This is a genomic window from Streptomyces sp. NPDC030820, from assembly GCF_055572075.1.
Map to the genome: position 1 here is coordinate 115,525 of NZ_JBVIEB010000013.1, position 22,653 is coordinate 138,177.

General features: G+C 72.5%; 20 protein-coding genes and 1 pseudogene. 13 read left to right on the forward strand and 8 right to left on the reverse strand.

Annotation, left to right across the window (positions count from 1 at the left end):
• Positions 1 to 114 precede the first annotated feature (114 nt).
• Positions 115 to 765 carry an FMN-dependent NADH-azoreductase gene (locus tag ACZ418_RS31735; protein ID WP_468369880.1) on the reverse strand — a complete coding sequence of 217 codons (651 nt, stop codon included), beginning with the start codon at positions 763 to 765 and terminating at the stop codon, positions 115 to 117.
• Between the two features lie 137 nt (positions 766 to 902).
• Here ACZ418_RS31735 and ACZ418_RS31740 point away from each other — a divergent pair, with 137 nt between their 5' ends.
• Both ACZ418_RS31740 and ACZ418_RS31745 read left to right on the forward strand, forming a co-directional pair.
• On the forward strand, positions 903 to 1,295 hold the full coding sequence (locus ACZ418_RS31740) for a winged helix-turn-helix transcriptional regulator (RefSeq protein WP_468369882.1): 393 nt from the start codon (positions 903 to 905) through the stop codon (positions 1,293 to 1,295).
• 150 nt (positions 1,296 to 1,445) lie between these two features.
• Positions 1,446 to 1,736 carry a hypothetical protein gene (locus ACZ418_RS31745; protein WP_468369885.1) on the forward strand — a complete coding sequence of 97 codons (291 nt, stop codon included), beginning with the start codon at positions 1,446 to 1,448 and terminating at the stop codon, positions 1,734 to 1,736.
• A gap of 6 nt (positions 1,737 to 1,742) precedes the next feature.
• Here ACZ418_RS31745 and ACZ418_RS31750 read toward each other — a convergent pair whose 3' ends face one another.
• Entirely contained in the window at positions 1,743 to 3,221 is a 1,479-nt protein-coding gene (locus ACZ418_RS31750) for a glutamate-cysteine ligase family protein (RefSeq protein ID WP_468369888.1), read from the reverse strand.
• 623 nt (positions 3,222 to 3,844) lie between these two features.
• On the opposite strand from ACZ418_RS31750, the pseudogene ACZ418_RS31755 reads away from it, so the two are divergent.
• A pseudogene (locus tag ACZ418_RS31755) lies at positions 3,845 to 4,074 on the forward strand (LacI family DNA-binding transcriptional regulator); the annotation flags it as partial.
• Between the two features lie 104 nt (positions 4,075 to 4,178).
• Here ACZ418_RS31755 and ACZ418_RS31760 read toward each other — a convergent pair.
• The gene (locus tag ACZ418_RS31760) at positions 4,179 to 4,979 is read right to left on the reverse strand and encodes an SAM-dependent methyltransferase (RefSeq protein ID WP_468369889.1); all 801 of its coding nucleotides are present in this window, start codon (positions 4,977 to 4,979) and stop codon (positions 4,179 to 4,181) included.
• Positions 4,980 to 5,900: 921 nt separating this feature from the next.
• Here ACZ418_RS31760 and ACZ418_RS31765 point away from each other — a divergent pair.
• From ACZ418_RS31765 to ACZ418_RS31775, 3 genes are all read left to right on the forward strand, one after another.
• A complete protein-coding gene (locus ACZ418_RS31765; RefSeq protein ID WP_468369891.1) occupies positions 5,901 to 6,641 on the forward strand; it encodes a VOC family protein in 741 nt (246 codons plus the stop codon).
• A gap of 457 nt (positions 6,642 to 7,098) precedes the next feature.
• The gene (locus tag ACZ418_RS31770; protein ID WP_468370286.1) at positions 7,099 to 8,067 is read left to right on the forward strand and encodes a threo-3-hydroxy-L-aspartate ammonia-lyase; all 969 of its coding nucleotides are present in this window, start codon (positions 7,099 to 7,101) and stop codon (positions 8,065 to 8,067) included.
• Between the two features lie 8 nt (positions 8,068 to 8,075).
• Entirely contained in the window at positions 8,076 to 8,261 is a 186-nt protein-coding gene (locus ACZ418_RS31775) for a hypothetical protein (RefSeq protein WP_468369893.1), read from the forward strand.
• On the opposite strand, the gene ACZ418_RS31780 is transcribed toward ACZ418_RS31775, so the two are convergent.
• Complete coding sequence (locus ACZ418_RS31780; RefSeq protein ID WP_468369896.1) at positions 8,247 to 8,912, reverse strand: TetR/AcrR family transcriptional regulator; 666 nt, start codon at positions 8,910 to 8,912, stop codon at positions 8,247 to 8,249. The genes ACZ418_RS31775 and ACZ418_RS31780 overlap by 15 nt on opposite strands.
• 124 nt (positions 8,913 to 9,036) lie before the next feature.
• On the opposite strand from ACZ418_RS31780, the gene ACZ418_RS31785 reads away from it, so the two are divergent.
• Together ACZ418_RS31785 and ACZ418_RS31790 are read left to right on the forward strand one after the other, a co-directional pair.
• Positions 9,037 to 10,320: an alpha/beta fold hydrolase gene (locus ACZ418_RS31785; protein ID WP_468369899.1), complete on the forward strand. Its 1,284-nt coding sequence runs from the start codon at positions 9,037 to 9,039 to the stop codon at positions 10,318 to 10,320.
• 123 nt (positions 10,321 to 10,443) lie between these two features.
• Positions 10,444 to 11,895 (forward strand): WGR domain-containing protein, encoded by a 1,452-nt coding sequence (locus tag ACZ418_RS31790; protein ID WP_468369902.1) that lies wholly within the window; start codon positions 10,444 to 10,446, stop codon positions 11,893 to 11,895.
• Between the two features lie 204 nt (positions 11,896 to 12,099).
• On the opposite strand, the gene ACZ418_RS31795 is transcribed toward ACZ418_RS31790, so the two are convergent.
• Positions 12,100 to 13,680: a glycerol-3-phosphate dehydrogenase/oxidase gene (locus tag ACZ418_RS31795; RefSeq protein WP_468369904.1), complete on the reverse strand. Its 1,581-nt coding sequence runs from the start codon at positions 13,678 to 13,680 to the stop codon at positions 12,100 to 12,102.
• Complete coding sequence (locus ACZ418_RS31800) at positions 13,677 to 14,276, reverse strand: TetR/AcrR family transcriptional regulator (RefSeq protein WP_468369906.1); 600 nt, start codon at positions 14,274 to 14,276, stop codon at positions 13,677 to 13,679. Before ACZ418_RS31800 ends, ACZ418_RS31795 begins: the two co-directional genes overlap by 4 nt.
• A 120-nt stretch (positions 14,277 to 14,396) precedes the next feature.
• Between ACZ418_RS31800 and ACZ418_RS31805 the strand changes: the two genes are divergently transcribed.
• From ACZ418_RS31805 to ACZ418_RS31815, 3 genes are all read left to right on the forward strand, one after another.
• Positions 14,397 to 15,989 (forward strand): FAD-binding oxidoreductase, encoded by a 1,593-nt coding sequence (locus ACZ418_RS31805; RefSeq protein WP_468369908.1) that lies wholly within the window; start codon positions 14,397 to 14,399, stop codon positions 15,987 to 15,989.
• Positions 15,990 to 16,043: 54 nt separating this feature from the next.
• Positions 16,044 to 16,925 (forward strand): diacylglycerol kinase family protein, encoded by an 882-nt coding sequence (locus ACZ418_RS31810; RefSeq protein WP_468369911.1) that lies wholly within the window; start codon positions 16,044 to 16,046, stop codon positions 16,923 to 16,925.
• A 67-nt stretch (positions 16,926 to 16,992) separates the two neighbouring features.
• On the forward strand, positions 16,993 to 17,370 hold the full coding sequence (locus ACZ418_RS31815) for an NUDIX hydrolase (RefSeq protein WP_450982155.1): 378 nt from the start codon (positions 16,993 to 16,995) through the stop codon (positions 17,368 to 17,370).
• Between the two features lie 12 nt (positions 17,371 to 17,382).
• Here ACZ418_RS31815 and ACZ418_RS31820 read toward each other — a convergent pair whose 3' ends face one another.
• Together ACZ418_RS31820 and ACZ418_RS31825 are read right to left on the reverse strand one after the other, a co-directional pair.
• Positions 17,383 to 17,754 carry a thioesterase family protein gene (locus ACZ418_RS31820; RefSeq protein ID WP_468369915.1) on the reverse strand — a complete coding sequence of 124 codons (372 nt, stop codon included), beginning with the start codon at positions 17,752 to 17,754 and terminating at the stop codon, positions 17,383 to 17,385.
• A 100-nt stretch (positions 17,755 to 17,854) separates the two neighbouring features.
• Entirely contained in the window at positions 17,855 to 19,117 is a 1,263-nt protein-coding gene (locus tag ACZ418_RS31825; protein ID WP_468369918.1) for a molybdopterin molybdotransferase MoeA, read from the reverse strand.
• Between the two features lie 180 nt (positions 19,118 to 19,297).
• Here ACZ418_RS31825 and ACZ418_RS31830 point away from each other — a divergent pair, with 180 nt between their 5' ends.
• Together ACZ418_RS31830 and fdhD are read left to right on the forward strand one after the other, a co-directional pair.
• Positions 19,298 to 21,589, forward strand: a complete 2,292-nt coding sequence (locus ACZ418_RS31830) for an FdhF/YdeP family oxidoreductase (protein ID WP_468369920.1) — start codon at positions 19,298 to 19,300, stop codon at positions 21,587 to 21,589.
• Between the two features lie 51 nt (positions 21,590 to 21,640).
• Positions 21,641 to 22,477: a formate dehydrogenase accessory sulfurtransferase FdhD gene (gene fdhD / locus ACZ418_RS31835; RefSeq protein ID WP_468369922.1), complete on the forward strand. Its 837-nt coding sequence runs from the start codon at positions 21,641 to 21,643 to the stop codon at positions 22,475 to 22,477.
• Positions 22,478 to 22,653: the final 176 nt, after the last annotated feature.

The window sequence follows — 22,653 nt, forward strand, 5'->3', positions numbered from 1 at the left end:
CCTCCTCCCCTCCCCCCCTCCCCCTCCCTCCCCCCCCCCCCCCCCCCCCCCCCCCCCCCCCCACCCCCCCCCCCCCCCCCCCCCCCCCCCCCCCCCGGGCCCGGGGCGGGTCGGTCAGGCGGCCAGGCGCTCCGCGAGCTGCTTGGCCTTGGCGGCGGCCTCCTGCAGGGCGCGGTCGCGGGAAGCCTCGTAGAGCGGGATCAGTTCGGCCATCGCCGGGTTCTGCGGGGCCATGGTCAGCTCCGGGACGATGAAGTCGAGGTCCAGGCCGAGGGCGTCGGCGAGGACGGCCGAGAGGTAGTTCTGCACGTACTCGTATCCCTCGCGCGGGGTGCCCGGCCCGTACGCACCGCCCCGGCTGGCGACGACCGTCACCGGGGTGCCCTTCGCGGACTGGGTCTCGCCCGCGGTGCGGCCGAAGAGGATCACATTGTCCAGCCAGGCCTTGAGGGTCGAGGGGATCGAGTAGTTGTACATCGGGGCGCCGATCAGCACCGCGTCGGCCTGCTCCAGCTCCTCGATCAGCCGGACGCGCTCGGCGAAGGCGGCGGCCTGCTCCGGCGTGTGCGACGCCGGGTCGGCGAAGCCTGCGGTGTGCGCGGCGGCGGTGATGTGCGGGACGGGCTGCGCCGCGAGGTCGCGGTAGACGACCGTGCCGTCGGGGTGCTGCTCCTGCCAGTGCGTGCGGAAGGCCTCCGCCACGGCGCGCGAGGCCGAGGCCTGGGTCGGGAACACGGACGAGTCGATGTGCAACAGGGTGGCCATGGTGGACTCCAGAGAGAAGACAAAAGGGACAGGGGTATCCCGTGACTCAGCAGTGGCTGAGTTTTCGTGCATAGCTATCTTAAGCACAGGAGCTTACTTTTCTTCACCCCCCTACGGCGAGGTAGTACCCTGATCGCATGGCGGCGGACGTGACCCACGACAGCGCGGTGTGCAAGCAGGTGGACGACGGCATCACCCGTGTCTTCCAGCTGCTCGGAAAGCGCTGGAGCGGACCGATCGTGGCCGTCCTGGTGGAACAGCCCGCGCACTTCGCCGACCTGCGCCGGGCCGTCCCCGGCATCAGCGAGCGCATGCTGTCCGACCGGCTCGCGGAACTCGGCGCGGCCGGACTCGTGCTCCGCGAGGTCGACGAGGGTCCGCCGCTGCGTGTGTCCTACCGGCTGACCGAGGCGGGGGCCGCTCTGGGGCCGGCGCTCCGGGAACTGGCCGAATGGGCGAAGGCCCATTTGCCGGACACGCCGCCGTGCCCCGGCGCGGAGCGCGAGCGGCCGGCCGGGTCGCCCGCGTAGGGCGCGGTGCGGCGATGGACATCACCGCGCAGTGGGTGCGGACCGTCTGGACCAAGCTGTCACGCGGCGGCGCCGCTGCCGCCCGGCGGAACGCCGTGCCGGTCGGATTCCCGATGCCCGAGGGGCGTTGGAGCGCGTCACGTCGTATGGATGACCGAGCGGCAGGACTTCACGCCCGAGGAGAGCCGGAGCAACCTCGACGGCATCCCCATGAGCCTGCGTGAACAGGACGGCGTCCTCCGGGTGACGGTGCGCCACCTGCCCGACGGCCCGCTCTTCGGCCTGCCGCACGAGGTGTTCCTGACCCGCACCGGCCGCACCTTCGCCGGCCCGGGCATCCTGCCGCAGCCGGCCGAACCGGTCTTCACCAAGGAGGAGTTCGCCAAGAACCGCGACTCCGCCTTCGACCGCGCGGTGAACCTGCTCGGCGGGCGTGGCTGAGCCGGGTCAGTCCACCGGCCATGTGTGGACGGGCGCGTTCAGGTGCATGTAGTCGATGTACAACTGGGTCATCTGGCGCAGCGCCTCATGGCGGCCGGCTCGCGTGGTGGCGTCGAGGTGGTGGAACATCTCCTTCTGCCACACCGCGCCGTTGCGTGCCGTCACGCAGCGCTGCTCGATGATGCCGAGCAGCGGCTCCCGCCACGCCTCGTCCATGCCGGACAGCTCCAGTCCGCGGTGCGCCAGCGGCAGCAGCCTGCGCAGGACCAGCTCCGGCACCGGCACCTCGCCCATGCCGGGCCAGTACAACGGGGCGTCGATGCCGCGCCGGGCGGCAGTGTGCAGATTGTCCTCGGCGGCCGCGAACGACATCCGCGACCACACCGGCCGCTCCTCCTCCACCAGGGCCCGGGTGAGGCCGTAGTAGAAGGCACCGTTGGCGAGGGTGTCGGCGACGGTCGGGCCGGCGGGCAGCACCCGGTTCTCCACCCGGATGTGCGGGAGGTCGTGGGAGACGGCGTACACCGGGCGGTTCCAGCGGTAGATCGTGCCGTTGTGCAGGGTCAGTTCGCCCAGATCCGGGATGTCGCCGCGATCCAGGGTCTCCGCCGGGTCCTGCTCGTCGCAGAGCGGGAGGAGGGCGGGGAAGTAGCGCAGGTTCTCCTCGAAGAGGTCGAAGACGCTGTTGATCCAGCGCTCCCCGAACCACACCCGGGGCCGTACGCCCTGCACCTTGATCTCCTCCGGGCGGGTGTCCGTGGCCTGTTCGAACAGCGGGATGCGGGTCTCGTGCCACAGCTCCTTGCCGAACAGGAACGGTGAGTTCGCCGCCAGCGCCACCTGGACCCCGGCGATGGCCTGCGCCGCGTTCCAGTACGGGGCGAACTCCTCGGGGGACACCTGGAGATGGAACTGCGTGCTCGTGCACGCGGCCTCGGGGGTGATGGTGTCCGCGTAGGTGCGCAGCCGGTCCTCGCCGTCCACCTCGATGCGCAGGTCCTCGCCGCGGGCCGCGAAGATCTGGTCGTTGAGCAGCTGGTAGCGCGGGTTCTCCGACAGGGTCTCCTCGCCGATGTCCTGCTGCCGCAGCGTGGGCAGGATCCCGATCATGATCAGCCGGGTGCCGATCGACCTGGCCCGCTCGTCCGCGTGGTTCAGCGCGGCGCGGATCTCCGACTCCCACGCGTCGGGTCCGCCCGCCGTCAGCCGGCGTGGCGGCACGTTGATCTCCAGGTTGAACCGGCCCAGCTCGGTGGACCAGGCGGGGTCGGAGATCGCCTTCAGTACATCGGTGTTGCGCATCGCCGGCTCGGCGTCGTCGCCGACCAGGTTCAGCTCGATCTCCAGACCGACCTGCGGCCGCTCGGACTCGAACCGTGCCTCGCGCAGCATCTGCGCCAACGCGTCCAGACACGCGTGCATCTTGATCCGGTACCGCCGGCGGTCCTCGCGGGTGAAGACGAGCGCCGGGACGTCCCGTCCCATCGGCCCTCCAGGATGCCCCTCGTCGCAGACCTCTCCACCCAGCGTCGCACCATCACGCGAGCCCCACCAGGCGCGGCGCCCGTGGGGAGCGGTGGGCGCACCGGCCCGCCGACTCCGGTGCGATGCGTCCGATCGCCTCCTCGCTCTGCCCCTCCACGGTGAGCTGCTCTCAGGTACGGCAGAGGGCGGGGGCGGTACGGTCGCGCCTCTCGTCCTCGGGGTGGGCCGGAGGCGACCCTGTGTACGGCTGTGCACGGTACGTGGTGGCGCCGGATGCGGTCGGCGGGCGGAGCGTGCCGTTGATACGGGCGGCAATCGTGCCCCCCCCGCGTCGGAATCGGCCAGGACCAGGCATGCGCGGCCTCCGGTGTCGTCGCAGGTGGTCGCGCAGCGGCCGTCGGCCCTGGTGCAGCTCGCCGGTGCGTACGATCTCGGGGCGACCGGCGCCTCGCCGAAGGGGCCACGGGCGGCGGACAGCCCCAGCGGCTCGCAGCCTGCCGGCAGCGCAACGCCCTGAGCCGAGCACGCGTCAACGCCCGGGCGTGCGGCAACTCTTGTCGAGGCGATCGGCCGAGGCGAAGGCGGCGCCGGCCCCGCGCGGCGGAGGTTGGGAAGGCGAGCCCATGACCAGCTCACACGGCGCTCGCCGGCCCACGATCGCCGACGTCGCCGCGGCGGCGTCGCGGCGACCACGGTGTCCCATGCCCTCAACGGCACCGGCAAGGCCGACCCGCGAACCCGCGAACGCATCACGAAGATCGTCGCCGAGCTGGGCTACCGGCCCAACCCGCGCGCCCAGCGACTGCGCCGGGGCCAGGTCAAGGCCGTCGCGCCGGCCTCCTCGATGCCGTTCCGGCGGGATCGGCACGACGGGGGTCGGTCCCTGAGGCGAGGCGCGCAGGGCGTGGTGCTCGGATCGGGGGTACCGGCGGGACGCCGCTGCCGGTGATCCCGGTTTCAGGCGCTCTTGCGGGCCACGCCGCCGTAGAAACCGATGGCCTCGGAGCCGGGCGGCGGGGTGGTGTCCGGGCGCCAGAAGGGAACCTGGGTCAGGCCGGGCTCGACCAGTTCGAACCCGTCGAAGAACCGCTCGACCCGGTCGCGGGACCGGAGGTTCATGGTGGCGGTCGCGCTGTTGTAGACGGCCTCGGCCTCGCTGCGGTCGTCGGCGAAGTCGCCCGTCGCGTGCGAGAGCACCAGGAAGCTGCCGGCCGGAAGCGCGTCGCGCAGGGTGGCCACGATCCGCTCGGGCTCGTCCGTGTCGCGTATGAAGTGGAGGATCGCGACGAGGAACAGGGCGACCGGCCGGTCGAAATCGATGATCCGGCGCACCTCGGGATGATCGACGACGGACTGCGGATCGCGCAGGTCGGCGAGCACGATGCTGGTCGTGCCGGCCCGGCTGAGCAGCGCGTCGCCGTGCGCCTTCACGATCGGATCGTTGTCGACATAGGCGACGCGCGCGTCCGGAGCCAGCTCCTGGGCGACCTCGTGCACGTTCGGCGAGGTGGGCAGCCCGGTGCCGATGTCGAGGATCTGGCGCACGCCGCTGCCGATGACGTACCGGACCGCACGGTGCAGAAAAGCACGGTTGGCCCGCACGGAGATCCACACCTCGGGCGCGGCCGCGGCCAGTTGCTCGCCCGCCAACTGATCCACCTCGTAATTGTCCTTGCCGCCCAGGAGGTAGTCGTAGATCCGTGCGGGATGCGGCTTGCTGGTGTCGATGTGCACGGTCTGGCCGCCGTCCTGAGTCACGCTGTGCTCCTCTCCACGACCGTCACGGCCTCGGTCCCGCAAACGGTTGGCCAAAGCTTGCCACATCAACTATCTGGTGCGCGGGGCGAGTTCCGGGAGCTCAGGATCAGCAGCAGCCCGGTGCCGGGACCAGCGCGTTCGGAAGCGCGGGCGGCGTGTGTGCCCAGGCCGTGCATGCGGCAGTAGCCGCGCTGGGGGATGCGTCCGGGCTTCTTGATGTCGACGTGGACCAGGCCGCCGACCCGGGTCGCGCTCGTAGCGGAGGACCTCGCGCTGGCCGCTGCCCGGCGGGCGCGGCTCATGTGGCAGACCCGCCTGCCGCTCCGCGCCGGCCGGGCACCCTCCGGGACGGGGTGCCGTAAGCGGCGTGACTCCGGACTCCGTGCGAGGGGGGGCGCCGTACGCGGCCTGCTTCCTGGCGCGGCGGGGTGTCGCTCGTGGCCTGCTTGCGGTCACCGCGCGAGGGCGGGCGGCATCGGGGGTCGGCCTCCGCGTGACGTGCGGGGCCAAGCGTCGCCCCCCGGCAGGACCCCTGCACGGGGCGCCCGTCACCCGGCCGGACCGGCTCCGCTGGCTTGCGCGTCGTCGGCGTCGGATGGTCGGAACAAGATCGGTGAGTCGATGCTTCGTCCGACCGGTCGCGGGTCGTCCCTCCGTGTCCGTGACGAGGCGGGCCGACGCGCCGGGGGCGGGGAACGGTTAATCCATTGCGCTCGGGTCGTTCCCCGCCCGCCCACCCCGGCTCGTCCGGGCCGCTCCGCCGCCGCTCGGTGCGCGCCGGAGGAGTCCGCGCTCCGTCGCTCGGTCTCGCCCGTCCAGGTAGGTCCTTCAGGTTGATGCAGCTCAGCCGGTGTGGCTGAGCTTGTCCACCGCAACAGGGATGCCTGCGGATGTCGTTGCAGCGTGCATAGGATCGTCGGCATGACGCTCCGACCCGTTCTGGTGAACATAAAGGCCCTTGACGACTCGGCGGTCGGCCGGTTCTGGGGGCAGGCGCTCGGCTGGGGTGTTTCCAGCTCGGAACCCGGTGCGACCGCCGCCAAACCCGTCGGCTTCGATTGGCTGGACCCGGTCACCGTCTGCATCGACGTCATCGCCGTCCCGGAACCCAAGACAACAACAAAGAACCGTGTGCACCTCGACCTCGCCACCACCTCTGCAGCCCATCAGGCCGAGTTGGTCGCGCGCCTCCAGTCCCTCGGTGCGACGCCCGCCCACGTGGGCCAGGGCGAAGTGCCGTGGACGGTCCTCGCCGACCCGGAGGGCAATGAGTTCTGCGTGCTGGAGCCCCGGGACATCCACCGGGACACCGGGCCGATCGCCCGGGTGGTGGTCGACTGCGCGGATCCGCAGGCCATGGCCCGGTTCTGGGGTGAGGCGACGGACTGGACCCTGCATGAGGTGACTGACGATCACGCGGTGTTGCGCTCCGCCAAGGGGGTCGGCCCGTATCTCGAGTTCCTCCGCACGCCCGGCGTGAAGACCGTGCCGGACCGCGTCCATCTTGACCTGGTGCCGGGCCCCGGTGACGATCAAGAGGCGGAGGTGACCCGCCTGCGAGCCCTCGGCGCCACCGACCTCGACGTCGGCCAGGGCGACGTTCCGTGGAAGTGCCTGGCCGACCCGGAGGGCCACGAGTTCTGCGTCCTCGCCCGGTCCTGACGCGGACCTCGACGACCCCCCGACAGGTGTGCCCTGTCCGGCGAGATCAGCTCGCTCGCCGACCACAACGCTCAACTCGCCGACTGAAGTGCTCAGTCACAGCTCATGACCGCCCGGAACGAGGATGGTTCAGGCACGGGTCAACTCCCTGTTCGCGGTTCGAACTGCTTCGAGTTCCTCCGTGCGTTCCTCGAGCGAGACGGGTGTTCCGGTCCACGCGGCCGACGCGGGCGAGGCCGGAAACGGTGACGTCGTCGCCCGCCCGCCACGGCCAACCTCAACTCCCGTGGGAAGCGGTCGGCGTCCTCGCTCACCCCAACTCGTCGTCTGCCACGATCCAATACCGGATGTCCGACGGCACGCCCGTCTCGCCTTTCCCTGGACAGAACGGCGCCCAGCTCCATAGAGTTCGAGTCTAAGAATGGAAAATCAGTCCAGGCAGCTTCCGGAGACCGCCATGGCCGCCGCTTCGCCCGTAACGTACGACGACATCCGTGCGGCCGCCGCGCGCCTCGAAGGCGTCGCCCACCGCACCCCCGTCGTCACCTCCCGCACCCTGAACGCCCTTGTCGGTGCCGAGGTGTTCATCAAGTGCGAGAACTTCCAGCGCGTCGGCGCCTTCAAGTTCCGCGGCGCCTACAACGCGGCCGCCCAGCTCTCCCCGGACCAGCTGGCGAAGGGCATCGCCGCCTACTCCTCCGGCAACCACGCCCAGGCCACCGCCCTCGCCGCCCGCGAACTCGGCACCAGCGCCGTCATCCTGATGCCCGAGGACGCTCCGCGCCTCAAGCGGGAGGCGACCGCCGGATACGGTGCCGAGATCGTCACCTACGACCGCTACACCGAGGACCGTACCGCGCTCGGTACGGCGCTGGCCGAGGACCGCGGCCTGGCCCTCATCCCGCCCTACGACCACCCCCATGTCATCGCCGGACAGGGCACCGCCACCCTGGAACTCCTCGACGAGACAGGCCCGCTCGACGCGCTGCTCGTGCCCGTCGGAGGCGGTGGCCTGATCGCCGGCAGCGCCACGGCCGCCAAGGCCCTGCACCCGGGCATCCGGGTCATCGGCGTGGAGCCGGAGGAAGGGGACGACACCAAGCGGTCCCTGGAGAGCGGCGCCCGCGTCACCGTGCCCGTGCCCCGGACCATCGCCGACGGGCAGGCCTTGCCCACGCCCGGCGAGCTCACCTTCGAGATCAACCGGCGCCTGATCGACGCCATCGCCCTCGTCAGCGACGCGGAGATCGTCGCCGCCATGCGGTTCGCCTTCGAACGCCTGAAGATCGTCCTCGAACCCAGCGGCGCCACCGGCCTGGCCGCACTCCTGGCCGGCCGCGTCGACAGCCCACCGCCCCGCATCGGCATCATCGCCTCCGGCGGCAACATCGACACCGTGCGGTTCGCCGAAGTCATCGGTGGGTGAGGGTCGTTGTGACGCGGCGCACGCAGAAGCAGCTGCGCCGCTCGGACAAAAAGTACGTGCGCCAGGGGCGGACCCTCGACGCCCTCCGCCCGGACCGCGTGCTGCTGCCGGACGCGGACGAAGACCTGTGGAGCGAGCACTGCCGCGACCTGGTCGGCGGAATGAGGGCGTGGGTGCAGTCACCGGGACTCTGACGGCGGAAAAGCTTCGGGAGACGCCACGGGGTCGGTGCCGGACGGCGTAGGCCCCCTGTGTCTGCGGAACGCGGCAGGGGTCATCCAGCCGCGCAGCGTGGCCTCGATCGTCGACCGGAACGCAGTCTCCGCCATGGCTGCGTCGAGGGCGCCGGCCAGTTCGAGCATCGCCAGGCCGTGCAGAGTCACCCACAGCGAAAGGGCGATCCGGGTCACCTCGCCGGTGAGCACGGAGGCCCTCGACGCGCGGTCGATCGCCGCGAGCAGCGGTCGGACGGGGTCGGCGGTGCCGACCGGGCCCGACGGGTCGAAGGACTGCACCCCGCCGAACAGGACCGCGTACAGCCGGCGGTGCTCGCGTCCCCACCGCCGGTAGGCGACGGCCAGCGCGTAGAGGTCGGCGAGGGGATCCGCCGAGGCCGGTACCGCCGAGAGGTGCTGATGCAGCCCGGCGACGGCTCTGTCCCGCACCTCGCCGATCAGTCCGTCCTTGCCGCCGAACAGCGAGTAGACCGCCGTCGTGGACGTGCCTGCCGCCGCGGCGACGGCGCGGACGGTCAGTGACTCGCGCGTGCCGGTGGCGAGCAGTTCCGTCGCGCACGCCACCAGTCGTTCCGCGACTGACTCGTCGTTCGTTCTCGGCCGTCCCATGGGATCAGTCTAGCGAGTTTGATAACGTCGTTTTGAAACGTCGTTCTGAAACTCTGGGGGCTCATCCATGTCCACATCCGGATCCACTCCGCGTCCGGTTCGTGCCGTCGGCCGCTTACTGGTCGTGCCGGCCGCTGTCGCGGGCCTGGTCGCCGTCTTCCTCGCGTTGCTCGTCCTGACGGACGGGGCCGGTGGGGGACTGGCCGCGTGGGGGACCACCCTCGCGGCCGCTACGGCCGTCGCGCTCCGGCGCGGCCGGCGCCGTACCGGGCCCGCTCGGCTCGTTCCCTTCCTGCCGGTGGCGCTCGCAGCCACGTTGACGGCATCGGTCTGCATCCCGACCGTGCCGACGGCCCGGCGGTTCCCGGCCGCGCTGCCCTTCGTGACCGCACAGCACTGGCGGCTGTCGACGGGCAGCAGGGTCGCGGTCTACCACTACCCGCCCCGCGACTCCGGCGCCCGGCACCGCATCCCGCTGGTGTATCTCAACGGCGGCCCGGTCCGGGGCATCTCGCTGCTGGACCACCGCTTCCTGCGTCTCCTCGCACGCAAGGGCTACGACGTCTATGCCTACGAGCAGGCCGGTGGCGGACGCAGCGACCTGCTCCCGATGCGCCAGTACACGATCGACAGGTCGGTGCGCGACCTCGGCGCCTTCGTCGACCGCCTGGGCCGGGGCCGAGTCGACGTCCTCGGCTTCTCCGGGGGCGCGGTCGTCCTCACCCGGGGGCTGGCCGATCCGCGTGTCGCCGCGCGCCTGCACCGGGCGGTCATCGCCGAGCCGGGACCGATGGACGGCCCCACCGCGCGACTCACCGCACACACCGGCCGGCCCTCCGCGCGCGGCCTCGCACCGGCCCCGACGGGGCCGCGTTCGACCCATGTCCCGCGGTACGCCGTCGCGTTCGGCCTGATGCGCCTCGGGCTCCTCAGCCCCGACAACGGTCTGATCGGCCAGGCCGAGGGCGACAACGCGTTCACCGCCGCCGACCTCGGTGGCGACACCGCGTCCGCCTACTGCGCCCGCGACGCCCATCGCATCCCGGTGGAGGACGCGGCGGACAACTTCTCCTTCAGTCCCGCCGCCAGTCTTCGCATCCAGCGGACGGTCAGGGACTCGGCGTCCCTGGCTCCCCGACTGCGGCGCTCGCGGACTCCCGCGATGCTGATGATCGCCGAGTGCTCCTCCCAGGTCCGCCGGTGGGAGACCGCCGTTCTGGCCGCCGATCCCGCCGTCGAGCGCACCCAGTACCTGCCCGGGGTCGGACATCACCTGTGGAACGGCCTCGACGACAACGACGAACGAGCCGCCGCCGTCATCACCGCGTTCCTCCAGGGTGCACGGGCGCCCCTGCCGAACTACCCGACCCGCGCGGACATACCGGCCTTCCTGCGCGCCGGGAAGTGAGGCCGGCCGCCGGCCCGCCCTGCCGTACCACCGTCTCGGGCCGTTGTCAGTGGTCGCCCTTACGGTTCGATCAGTGAGGACCTGCGGGAAAGGCCGCGGTTCCGTCCTGGGGAGGGGTCTGCCATGACCACGGCGTCCGCGGTGTCGACGACGTATCTGGAGCTGTCGCAGGAGGGCGGCGGCGCCCACAAGTTCTACGAAGTGACCGTCGACGGCGCAGTGGTGACGGTGCGGTACGGCAGGATCGGGGCCACCGGGCAGATCCAGACGACGACCTTCCCGACCGCCGAGAAGGCCCGGGCGGCCGCCGCGAAAAAGGTGGGGGAGAAGGTCCGCAAGGGATACGCCCCGGCGGTCCAGGGGCAGCGCGCTGCCCGCCCGGTGACCCGGCGTCAGGTCAGCTCGGCCCCGTCCACCGCCCGGGCGGTGGCGCCCGTGCTGTGGCGGTTCCGCACCGGCTCGGCCGCCTTCGGCATCCACGTCGACGACGAACACTGCTGGGTCGGCAACCAGGCGGGTGACGTCTACACCCTCGGCCACGACGGCGCCGTCCTCGCCCGGTTCGGTCTGCCGGACGGGGTGAAGTGCCTGGTCGCCGACGACTTCTGGATCTACGCGGGCTGCGACGACGGCAAGGTCTACGACCTCTCCTCCAAGCTGCCGTTCGCCGCGTACGACATCGCCGCCGACGTCGACATCTTCTGGCTGGACATCCACGAGGGCATCCTGAACGTGTCGGACCGCGACGGCCGGCTGACCGTCATCGACCACGAGGACGAACACCAGTGGGCCCGCCGCAGCCAGGGCGAACACGCCTGGATGGTGCGTGCCGACGACCGCGCCGTGTACCACGGCCACCACCGGGGCGTCACCGCCTACGCGCCTGACGGCAGCGGCGAGTTGTGGCACACGGCCACCAAGGGCAGCGTGTTGTTCGGCTGGCAGGAGGACGACGCCGTGTACGCGGGCACCGGGCACCGCGTGGTCCAGCGGCTGTCGAAGGCGACCGGCGCCATCGAGGCGACGTACGCCTGCGACAGCGCGGTCTACTCGTGCGCCACCTCCCCGGGCGGGCGGTTCGTCTTCGCCGGGGACGCCGCGTCCTCCGTCTACTGCTTCGACCAGAACGGCACGCGGCTGTGGAAGCTCGGCACGGGCGGCGGTTCGGCGCTGTCGATGCAGTACCGCGACGAGCGGCTGTACCTGGTGACCACCGACGGCTCTCTGGTGTGCGTCGACGCGAGCGAGACGGCCATCGCCGCGGCCCAGCAGGGCACGGTGCCGGTGGCGCGGGACGTCAAGCTCGCCGCGGCCCTGCCGACCTACCAGCCCGCCACCGCCGCGGCCGCGGTGACCACCGTCACACAGGCACCGGCCGGAGCCGTCGTGGTCGAGTGCGTGCAGGACGGCGGCCGACTGCGGGTGCATGTGGTGTCCGAGGGCTACGACACCTCCTGGAACGTCCAGTTCCCGCGGGCGATACGCGAGCCGGGCGCCCGCTACGTCGTGGACGCCCTGCACCCGGCGGCCGGCGGCTTCTACCGGGTCCGCGGCGACATCCGCCGCCTGCTCTGACGCTCCCGCTCTGCTGCGCCGTTCGGTCCAGCCGGCCGGCACCTCAAGGCCCACGGCCTGCGCCTCAGCGAGCCCTGCCCGGGTGCGGAGGGGCGCCTCCGCCGCGCTGCCCGCCCGTTGCGTCGGAGACGTGACCAGGCCGCCTCCACCGGAGATCACCACCGACACCAGGCACCGCCTCGCCCGGGCAAGGCGGTCGGCGCGTCAGCGTCGCGCGGCCGCTTCGTCCAGTACCTCCCGTGCCACGGCCAGCGCCTCGGCGCGATCTTCGGGTACGAGCCCGATGCGGGTGCGCCGGTCCAGGAGGTCGGACTCGTCCAGGGCGCCCTCGTGCCGTACGGCCCACAGCAGTTCCGCACGGGTCACCGGGTGGCCCGGCAGCACGGGCTCGGCCAGGGCCGGATCCCCGGCCCCGAGGGCGTGGACGGCCTCGGCCTCCGTGCCGTAGCGGCGGACCAGGCGCCGGGGTGCCGACAGGGTGCGCAGCCGGCCGGGTGCGGCGGCGCCGACGAGGGGCAGCGCCGCGGTGGGTGAGGGCGCGGCGGGAAGTCCCCGGGCGGCGGTCGCGGCGTCCACGGCGTCCTGGGCCATCCGCCGGTAGGTGGTGAGCTTGCCGCCGACGATCGTCGTGATGCCGTCGGGGGACGTCAGCACCGCGTGCCGGCGGGAGATGTCGGAGGTGCGGGCGGGGTCTCCGTCGCGGCCGTCGTGTCCGGAGGTGTCCAGCAGGGGGCGCAGTCCGGCGAAGGCGCCGACGACCTCCTCCCGGGTCACCGGAGTGTCCAGGACCGAGCCGAGCACGTCCAGCAGGAAGCCGATGTCGGTCTCCGGCACCTCCGGGACGTCCGGGATCCCGCCGTCGACCGGCTCGTCGGTGAGGCCGACGTACACCCGGCCGTCGCCCTGGGGCAGGACCAGGACGAAGCGGTTGGTCTCGCCGGGGATGGGGATGTGCAGGCCGGCCGGCAGGGTGCCGAGCTGCTCCGAGCGCAGGACCAGATGGGTGCCGCGGGAGGGCCGGATGCGGATGCCCTGGACGAGCTCGCCCGCCCACACGCCGGCCGCATTGATGACCGTGCGAGCCCTGATCTCGCCCTCCTCGCCGGTGAGTTCGTCGCGGATCCGGGCGCCGGTGCCGGTCAGCTCCAGCACTCTGACCCGGGTCAGCACCCGGGCGCCCTGCGCGGCGGCCGTCCTGGCCAGGGCGGTGACCAGCCGGGCGTCGTCGGTCACCTTGCCGTCCCAGGACAGCAGCCCGCCGCGCAGTCCGGCCGGGCGCACCGAGGGCGCCAGATGCCGGGCCTCCGTCGCCGACAGCCGCCGCGGGGCGGGCAGGACCTGGCGCGGGGTCCGGGCGGCCAGCCGCAGCATGTCACCGGCCCGGAACCCGGCCCACGCCAGCGAGGCCTGGGCCCGGGACACCAGTGGGGTCAGCGGCAGCACGAACGGCTGGGCGGCCACGAGGTGCGGGGCGGTCCGCGTCATCAGCACCCCGCGTTCGACCGCGCTCTCGTGCGCTACGTCGAACTGCGCGGAGGCCAGATAGCGCAGCCCGCCGTGGATGAGCTTCGAACTCCAGCGGGACGTGCCGAAGGCCAGGTCGTGGGCGTCCACCGCGACGACGTCGAGACCGCGGGCCGCCGCGTCCAGCGCGGCTCCGGCCCCGGTGGCGCCGAGCCCGACGACCAGCACGTCGGCGACCCTGCCGTCGGCGGCCTCGGCCAGTTCCCGGCCGCGGCGGTGTGCGCTGAGGGACGAGCCGGCGTCGGCCCTGGTGTGGCTCATGGTGTGAGGGTCCTCTCCAGGAGGGTGCGCAACTCGCCGAGGAAGGCGGCGGAGTCGAGCTCCGGGTCGTCCTCGTCGGTCATCGTGCGCAGGGACAGGGTGAAGGACTGCACGGTCAACAGCAGGGCGCGGGCCTGCCGTTCGACATGCCCGGGGCGCACGGAGCCGTCCGCGTGGCCGTCGCGCAGCCCGTCGGCCAGCAGCGCCAGCAGCGCCTCCTGGCTGGCTCCGCGCCGGTCGAGCACATAGGGGAGCAGCAGTTCCGGGTCGACGTCGACGATCTTGCGGAAGAGCGGATGCGCCCGGAAGGCCTCGACGCCCGCCACCAGTCCGTCCACGATCCGGGTGCGGGTGTCCGTGCCGGCGGTGGGCTCGGGGATCGCCCGGGTGGCCACGTCGATCCACTCGCGGGTCATCAGATCGCCCACCAGGGTCCGCAGATCCGGCCAGCGCCGGTACAGCGTCATCCGCGAGACACCGGCGCGGCGGGCCACGTCGGCGAGGGTGGTGCGGCGGACGCCGACGGCCAGCACACAGTCGCGTACCGCGTCGAGCACATGATCGTTGTCCGAACCGTTGTGACGAATAGGCGTCATGTGTCACAGTGTAACGCCCCGGGATCGGGCGGAGCAGACACCGTCACCCCCGGCGCGGCCCGCCGGCCGTCGCGTGAACCGAGGACACCGAGCACACCGACCTGTGAGGACGACCGTTCAATGGACATGCTGTGGAACGGCTGGGGCGACCCGGCCAAGGCGGCACCGCTGCCCGACTCGGTGACCGGACTGCTGCGCGACCTGCTCGGCGTCAAGCCCCGCACCACCCCCGCCCTCACCCTCGAGGACATCGAACTGCCCGCCACCACAGCCTCCCCGGCCGCGCTCAAGGCGCTCGCCGAGGCCGTCGGCGGCGAGGACCACGTCCACACCGACACCGAGAGCCGCATCCGCCACACCCGCGGCAAGTCCACCCCCGACCTGCTGCGCATCCGCGCCGGGGACTTCGCGGACGTCCCGCAGGCCGTGGTCCTGCCCGCCTCCCACGACGAGGTCCTCGCCGTGCTGCGCGCCTGCGCCGCACACGGCCTCGCCGTCGTCCCCTTCGGCGGCGGCACCTCGGTCGTCGGCGGACTCGCCCCCCAGCGCACCGGGTTCATCGCCCTGGACCTGCGCCGCATGAACGGCCTGCTCGACCTGGACCCCGTCTCGCGCACCGCCGTACTCCAACCCGGACTGCGCGCCCCCGAGGCCGAGGCCCTGCTCGCCGAACACGGCTTCACCCTCGGCCACTTCCCGCAGTCCTTCGAGTGGGCCACCATCGGCGGCTTCGCCGCCGCCCGCTCCAGCGGACAGGCGTCCGCCGGATACGGCCGCTTCGACGAGATGGTCCTCGGCCTGACCCTCGCCACCCCCGAGGGCACGATCGAGACCGGCCGCGCCCCGCGCTCCGCCGCCGGCCCCGACCTGCGCCAGCTGATCCTCGGCTCGGAGGGCGCCTTCGGCGTGATCACCTCGGTCACCGTACGGATCCGCCCGGTGCCACAGGTGCGGATCTACGAGGGCTGGCGGTTCGCCTCCTTCGAGGAGGGCGCCGCCGCGCTGCGCAGGCTCGCCCAGGACGGACCCCGGCCGACCGTGCTGCGGCTGTCCGACGAGACCGAGACCCTCATCGGCCTGGCCCAACCGGACGCCATCGGCGGCGACTTGTCCCAGGGCGGAGCGGGCTGCCTGGCCATCACCGGTTACGAGGGCACGCCCGAGGACACCGCACAGCGCCGGGAACAGGCGGCGGCCGTCCTCACCGCCTGCGGCGGCACCCTCGTCGGCGCGGAACCGGGCGAACGCTGGGCCCACGGCCGCTTCTCGGCGCCGTACCTGCGCGACGCCCTCCTCGACGTCGGCGCCTTCGCCGAAACCCTGGAGACCGCCGCCTTCTGGTCCCGCATCCCCGACCTCTACACGGCCGTACGCACCGCCCTCACCGACACCCTCACCGAGGCCGGCACCCCGCCCCTGGTGATGTGCCACATCTCCCACGTCTACGAGAACGGCGCCTCGCTGTACTTCACGGTCGTCAGCGCCCAGGGCGAGGACCCGGTGGCCCACTGGACGCCCGCCAAGCACGCGGCCAACGAGGCCGTCCTGGCGGCCGGCGGCACCATCTCCCACCATCACGGGGTCGGCACCGACCACCGCGACTGGTACGTCCGCGAGGCCGGACCGCTCGGCATCTCGGCCCTGCGCGCCGTCAAGCGCAGCCTGGACCCCGAGGGCCTGCTCAACCCCGGCGTCCTGCTCCCCACCGACTGACCCACCGATCCGCTGACCGACCCCACCCGATCCGCCTGCTTCGGAGGCACACCGATGCGACAGTTCACCGCCGTCGTCAACCCCACCGCGGGCGGCTCCACCGGGGCGGCGACCCTGCTCCACCTGGCCCGGCTGCTGCGCGAGGCCGGGGCCGAACTGGAGACGGAGTACAGCAACAGCCTCGCCCACGCCCAGGACATCGCGCGCCGCGCCGGTGAGCGCGGCCGGATCGTCCTGGCCGTCGGCGGCGACGGCATCGCCGGCGGCATCGGCGGCGCACTCAGCGGCACCGGAACCGTCCTCGGCCTGGTGCCCGCGGGACGCGGCAACGACTTCGCCCGCGCCCTGAACCTGCCCGCCGACCCCGCCGCACTCGCCGGCATCCTGCTGCACGCCGAGCCACGGCCGGTCGACACCATCGAGGTGGAATCGGCCGTCCACCCGCGCACGGTCGTCCTGGGCAGCGTCTACGCCGGCGTCGACGCGGTGGCCAACCGGCACGCCAACCACGCCCGGCTGCTGCGCGGTTCCGCCTCCTACTACGCGGGCGGCCTGCGTGCCGTCACCACCTGGCGTGCGGCCGACTACCGCGTCACCGTCGACGGCGAGGAACACACCCACCGCGGCTACACCGTCGTGGCCGCCAACTCCCCCTACTACGGATCCGGTCGGCTCATCGCCCCCGACGCACGCGTCGACGACGGCCTGCTGGACGTGGTGATGATCCGGGAGGCACCGCGCAGGCTGTTCTTCACCCTCATGAACGAGCTGAAGACGGGCGGTCATGTGCACCGCCCCGAGGTGCGTGTGCTGCGCGGCAGGGAACTGCGCATCGAAGCGAGCAGGCCCGTCCCCTACGGCGCGGACGGCGAGGTCGACGCCACGCTGCCGGTCACGGTGCGGGTACGACCCGGAGACCTGCCCATGCTGTACTGACCACTCGCTCACCTGGGTAGGGGGAGGGCAACCCGGCCGGGCGCGCCGGGGGAGGGGTTGGTCGGTCATGACGCTGGAACCCGCCGAGGGCGTGGTGCAGGCGGTCGCGCTGTACGACGGACGGCTGCTGCTCGTGGACGACGGCGACGGTTGGGCACTGCCGTCCGGTACGCCCGGACCGGCCGAGTCGGCCGAGGCCACCGCGGCACGCGTCGTGTACGAACTCACCGGTTACCTCGTCGACGGCACGGAGCCCCTGATCCCGCACGACGGGGCACCGGCGGACGCGGCGTCGGCGGTGGTGTGCCAGCTGCTGAGCGAGACCCCGTCGGACGGAGCGAGTCTCGCGCCGGAGCAGGTGCGCTGGGCGCCGATACCCGAGACCATCGACCTGGCACTCCCGGCCGTCGTGCACGAGTACCTTCAGGGACACACGCCCGTCTGACGATCCTGCCCGTCAGGGGTCCTGCGCCGGGTCCGCCGTGCGCGCCAGGAACCGCTGCCGGTCGACGACCGCGCGGTCGATCTCCCCCGTGGCCACCAGCCGGCCCCAACCGTCGACGGCCCGCACCACGAAGGTGAGCCGCCCGCCCGTGACGACGGCGGAAGGTTCGGCGCTCACCTCCAGCCGGCCGCCGACCGGCGTGGCCCGCAGATGCCGCACCCGCACCTCGGTGCCGACGGTGGTCTGGCCGGACCCGGTGAAGGACGTGGCGGCTCGCAGGGTGGCCGCCTCCATCCACGCGATCAGCCGTGGCGCGGCGAGAACGGGCACGTCACCGCTGCCCATCCGCGCCGCGGTGTCGGCGTCGGTCACCTCGTGGCGCATGCCCCAACGCTAGCGCCGGCGGGACCGGCACACCGCACGACTCTGCCGTGAGTGAGGGGCGGGCGTGCTCTCGTTCGTCGGCCGTGACGGCAGGTCCGGCTCACCGGCCGGGCAGCTCCACCACGTCCACTCCGGCGCCGGCCGGCAGGCCACCCGCCGGCACCACCGCGAGGCCGTCCGCCAGGGCCAGGCCGCGCAGCATCGCCGGACCGTCGAACGGCAGCGGCGTCACCTCCTGCCCCGAGGTGAACACCGGCAGCAGCCGGGTCTCGCACGGATGGCCGGGCAGGGCGGAGCCGGCCACCAGCCTCACCGGCTCGGTGCCGGAGTGCCCGCCGAGCCGGCGCAGCAGCGGCTCGGCCAGCGTGACCATGCCGGCCACGGCGGCGAGCGGGTTGCCGGGCAGCCCGACCAGCCGGCGCGCCCGGCCGTCGGCCGTGGCCGGCAGCTCGGCGAGCAGCATCGGGTGACCCGGCCGCACGGCCACGGAGTCCACCAGCAGCCGGACGCCCATCGCCCGGAGCGTGTCGTGCAGAAAGTCCACCGGTCCGGCGGCGGTACTCCCTGTCGTGACCACGACATCGGCGGGTGAGCGGTCGACGGCCTCCCGGAGCGCGGCGAGATCGTCGGCGAGGAGATGATGGCCGATCAGCTCGGCGCCACACGCGTGCAGCCATGGCGGCAGCAGCGGCCCGAGCGCGTCCCGGACCCGCCCGCCGCGCGGCACGCCCTGCTGGAGCAACTCGTCGCCGAGGACCAGCAGTTCCGCACTCGGCCGGCGGTGCACCGTCAGCCGGTCGTACCCGGCGGCGGCCGCCAGGCCCAGCACCCGTTCGGTCACGGTGGTGCCGGAGGGCAGCAGCGGCTCACCGGAGCGGCACTCCTGGCCGCGCGGCCGGATGTCGCGGCCTTCGGGCACCGGCGCGGGGGAGCGGTCGTACAGCATGCCCCGCTCGGGGTCCGCCTCGCCGTGCTCGCGCCGCAGTATGGCGGTCGCACCGGGCGGCACCGGGGCGCCGGTGGCGATGGGAACGGCCGAGTCCGCCGCGAGCGGCCCGGGTTCCCGGCCGGCCAGGACGCCGGTGTCGCCGAGCCGCCACGGGCCCGGTCCGGCCACGGCCCAGCCGTCCATCGCGGCGGTCGCGAACGGCGGCAGGTCGGTGAGCGCGACGAGCGGTTCGGCCAGTGCGTGGCCCAGCGCGTCGGTGAGGACGCGGGGGACCGCGGGCAGCGGCTGCCCGGCGCAGGACCGGGCGATCGCGCGGGCCGTCTGCCAGGCCCGCGCGGCCCGGAGCGGTTCCGGCTCGGTTCGCGGTCCGTGCGGAGCCGTGCCATCGGCCGGGTGCGTCCGGGATGCCGTCATGCGGGTCATCGTTGGCGAGCCGTCCGAGGAAGTCAAAGAGGTCCCACTTGTGTGCCGATAGGTGGCGCTTATCTGATAACCGGTGCTTATCACGCCATCGAAAACACCTCTTTGACGTGTCTCCGGAACGAGGCGGATGCTGCCCCGCAGTGCCCATCGGAGAAAGAGGCGGACCGGAAGATGAGCGGTAACGAGGACCCCGTTGACGATCTGTCGGTCACCCCGCCCAAGCGCTGGGCGACCGGTGTCCCGGCGGTGACGCACGCACTGGAGTACTCGCTGGGGCAGACGACCGTACGACGTACCGCGCTGACCCTGCTGAACATCAACCAGGTCAAGGGATTCGACTGCCCGGGCTGCGCCTGGCCCGAGCCCGCACCGGGCAAGCGGCACCTCAACGAATACTGCGAGAACGGCGCCAAGCACATCAGCGACGAAGCCACCTCGCGCCGGGTCACCGCCGAGTTCTTCCGCCAGCACTCGATCGCCGAGCTCGGCGCCAAGTCGGACTACTGGCTCAACCAGCAGGGCCGGCTGACCGAGCCCATGATCAAGCGGCCCGGTGCGCAACACTATGAACCGGTCGGCTGGGACGAGGCGCTCGACGTACTGGCCCGCGAGCTCCGCCGGCTGGACTCCCCGGACGAGGCCCTCTTCTACACCTCCGGCCGGCTGAACAACGAGGCCGCCTTCCTGCTCCAGCTCTTCGCCCGCGCCTATGGCACCAACAACCTGCCGGACTGCTCCAACATGTGCCACGAATCCAGCGGTTCCGCGCTGATGGAGACCCTGGGCATCGGCAAGGGAAGTGTCTCCCTGGACGACATCCACACCGCGGACCTCGTCTTCGTCGTCGGACAGAACCCGGGCACCAACCATCCGAGGATGCTCACCGCACTGGAGGAGACCAAGCGCAACGGCGGCAAGGTCATCGCGGTCAACCCGCTGCCGGAGGCCGGACTCATCCGCTTCAAGCATCCGCAGAAGGCACGCGGAGTGGTCGGCCGGGGTACCGCGATAGCCGACCAGTTCCTGCAGATCCGCCCCGGCGGCGACCTCGCCCTCTTCCAGGCACTGGGCCGGCTGCTGCTGGAGGCCGAGGACGAGCGCCCGGGCACCGTACTCGACCACGGCTTCATCAGCGCCCACACCACCGGCTTCGCCGACTTCGCCGACCAGGCCCGGAAGGTCCCGTGGGAGGACATCCTCACCGCGACCGGGCTCACCCGTGAGGAGATCGAGAGCGTCCACGACCGGGTGCTGCGCAGCGGGAAGATCATCGTCTGCTGGGCCATGGGGCTCACCCAGCACAAGCACGGCGTCCCGACCATCCGCGAGGTGGTCAACTTCCTGCTGCTGCGCGGCAACATCGGCAGGCCGGGCGCGGGGGTGTGCCCGGTGCGCGGCCACAGCAACGTCCAGGGCGACCGCACGATGGGCATCTGGGAGCGCATGCCCCAGACCTTCCTCGACGCCCTGGGCCGCGAGTTCGCGTTCACCCCGCCCACACGGCACGGACTGGACTCGGTCGACGGCATCCGGGCCATGCGCGACGGCACCGCGAAGCTCTTCCTCGGCGTCGCCGGCAACTTCGTCCGGGCCACCCCCGACAGCCATGTCACCGAGGAGGCGATGCGGCGGTGCCGGCTCACCGCGCACATCTCCACCAAGCTCAACCGCTCCCACACGGTCTGCGGTGACACCGCCCTCATCCTGCCCACCCTCGGCCGCAGCGACCGCGACATCCAGGCGTCCGGCGAGCAGTTCATCACCGTCGAGGACTCCATGAGCGAGGTGCACGCCTCCCGCGGCCGCCTGGCGCCGGCCTCACCGCACCTGCTCAGCGAGGTGGCGATCATCAGCCGGCTGGCCCGCCGTACCCTCGGCGACGAACCCGCCATCCCCTGGGAGGAGTTCGAGGCGGACTACGCCACCGTCCGCGACCGCATCTCCCGGGTCGTACCGGGCTTCGAGGACTTCAACGCCCGGGTCGCAAGGCCCGGCGGCTTCCGGCTGCCCAACCCGGTCAACCAGCGCGTCTTTCGCACGCCGAGCGGCAAGGCGGTCTTCACCGTCAACGAGTTCACGATGCCGCACATCCCCGAGGGCCATCTGCTGCTGCAGACACTGCGCTCCCACGACCAGTGGAACACCGTGCCGTACGCGATGGACGACCGCTACCGCGGCATCCACAACGCCCGCCGGGTGGTGCTCGTCAACCCCGCCGACCTGGCCGACCTCGGGCTCGCCGACCGCGACCGGGTGGACCTGGTCGCCGTCTGGCACGACGGGCTGGAACGCCGGGCGGAGGACTTCCGCGTCGTCTCCTATCCCACCAGCCGAGGCTCCGCGGCCTCCTACTACCCCGAGACCAATGTCCTGGTACCGCTGGACAGCGTCGCCGACATCAGCAACACCCCAACGTCCAAAGGCGTGTTGATCCGCCTGGAGCCCACGCGCGCCGCCGGCTGAGCAACCTGGAGCACCTGGAGCACCTGGCATCCGCAGGAAAGGAGCATGTCCATGGGACGAGTGACGGTACGGCGGCGGGTGCTCCGGATCCGCGACGGAGTGCCCTCCGCCCGGCCGGACACCCTGGCCGCCGAGGAACCGATGGAGATACGGGTCGGCGGGCGCCCCCTCACCGTGACCATGCGCACCCCGGGCGACGACTTCGATCTCGCGGCCGGCTTCCTCGCCGGCGAGGGCGTCGTCCACGCCGCCGGCGATGTGACCGGCATCCGCTACTGCGCCGGCGCCACGGCGGACGGCGGCAACACCTACAACGTGGTGGACGTCGGCCTGGCCCCGGGCGTCGTCATGCCCGACGCGTCGCTGGAGCGGAACTTCTACACCACCTCCTCGTGCGGCCTGTGCGGCAAGGCCAGCCTGGACGCGGTGCGCATGGCCACGAGGTGGTCCGTGGCCGAGGACCCGCTGCGCGTGGGCCCGGAGCTCCTGGCCTCCCTGCCCGGAAAGCTCCGCACCGCGCAGAAGGTGTTCGACAGCACCGGCGGGCTGCACGCGGCCGGACTGTTCACGGCCGACGGCGAGCTGCTGTGCCTGCGCGAGGACGTGGGCCGGCACAACGCCGTGGACAAGGTCGTCGGACACGCCCTGCGCTCGAACCTGCTGCCGTTGCGCGGCACCCTGCTGATGGTCAGCGGCCGCGCCTCCTTCGAGCTGGTGCAGAAGGCCGTGCTCGCCGGAATCCCCCTGCTGGCGGCCGTCTCGGCCCCCTCCTCGCTGGCCGTCGACCTGGCAGCCGAGAGCGGCCTGACCCTGGTCGGCTTTCTGCGCGGTACGTCGATGAACGTGTACGCCGGTGCCGAACGGCTCCAGCGGCAGCCGGTGGGCTGACGTGGGCTGGTGGGGGTTTGACGTGGGCTGATGAGGATCCGCAGTGGGCAGGTGGGGTGTGCAGTGGGCTGATGAGAGTGCTCACGTGGGGGCCGACGTGGGCTGACGGCGTCACCGGAGCCGGGCCGCTGCGCCCGGCACCTGCGGGGCTGGGCTGCGGCGCCCGGCACCGTCGG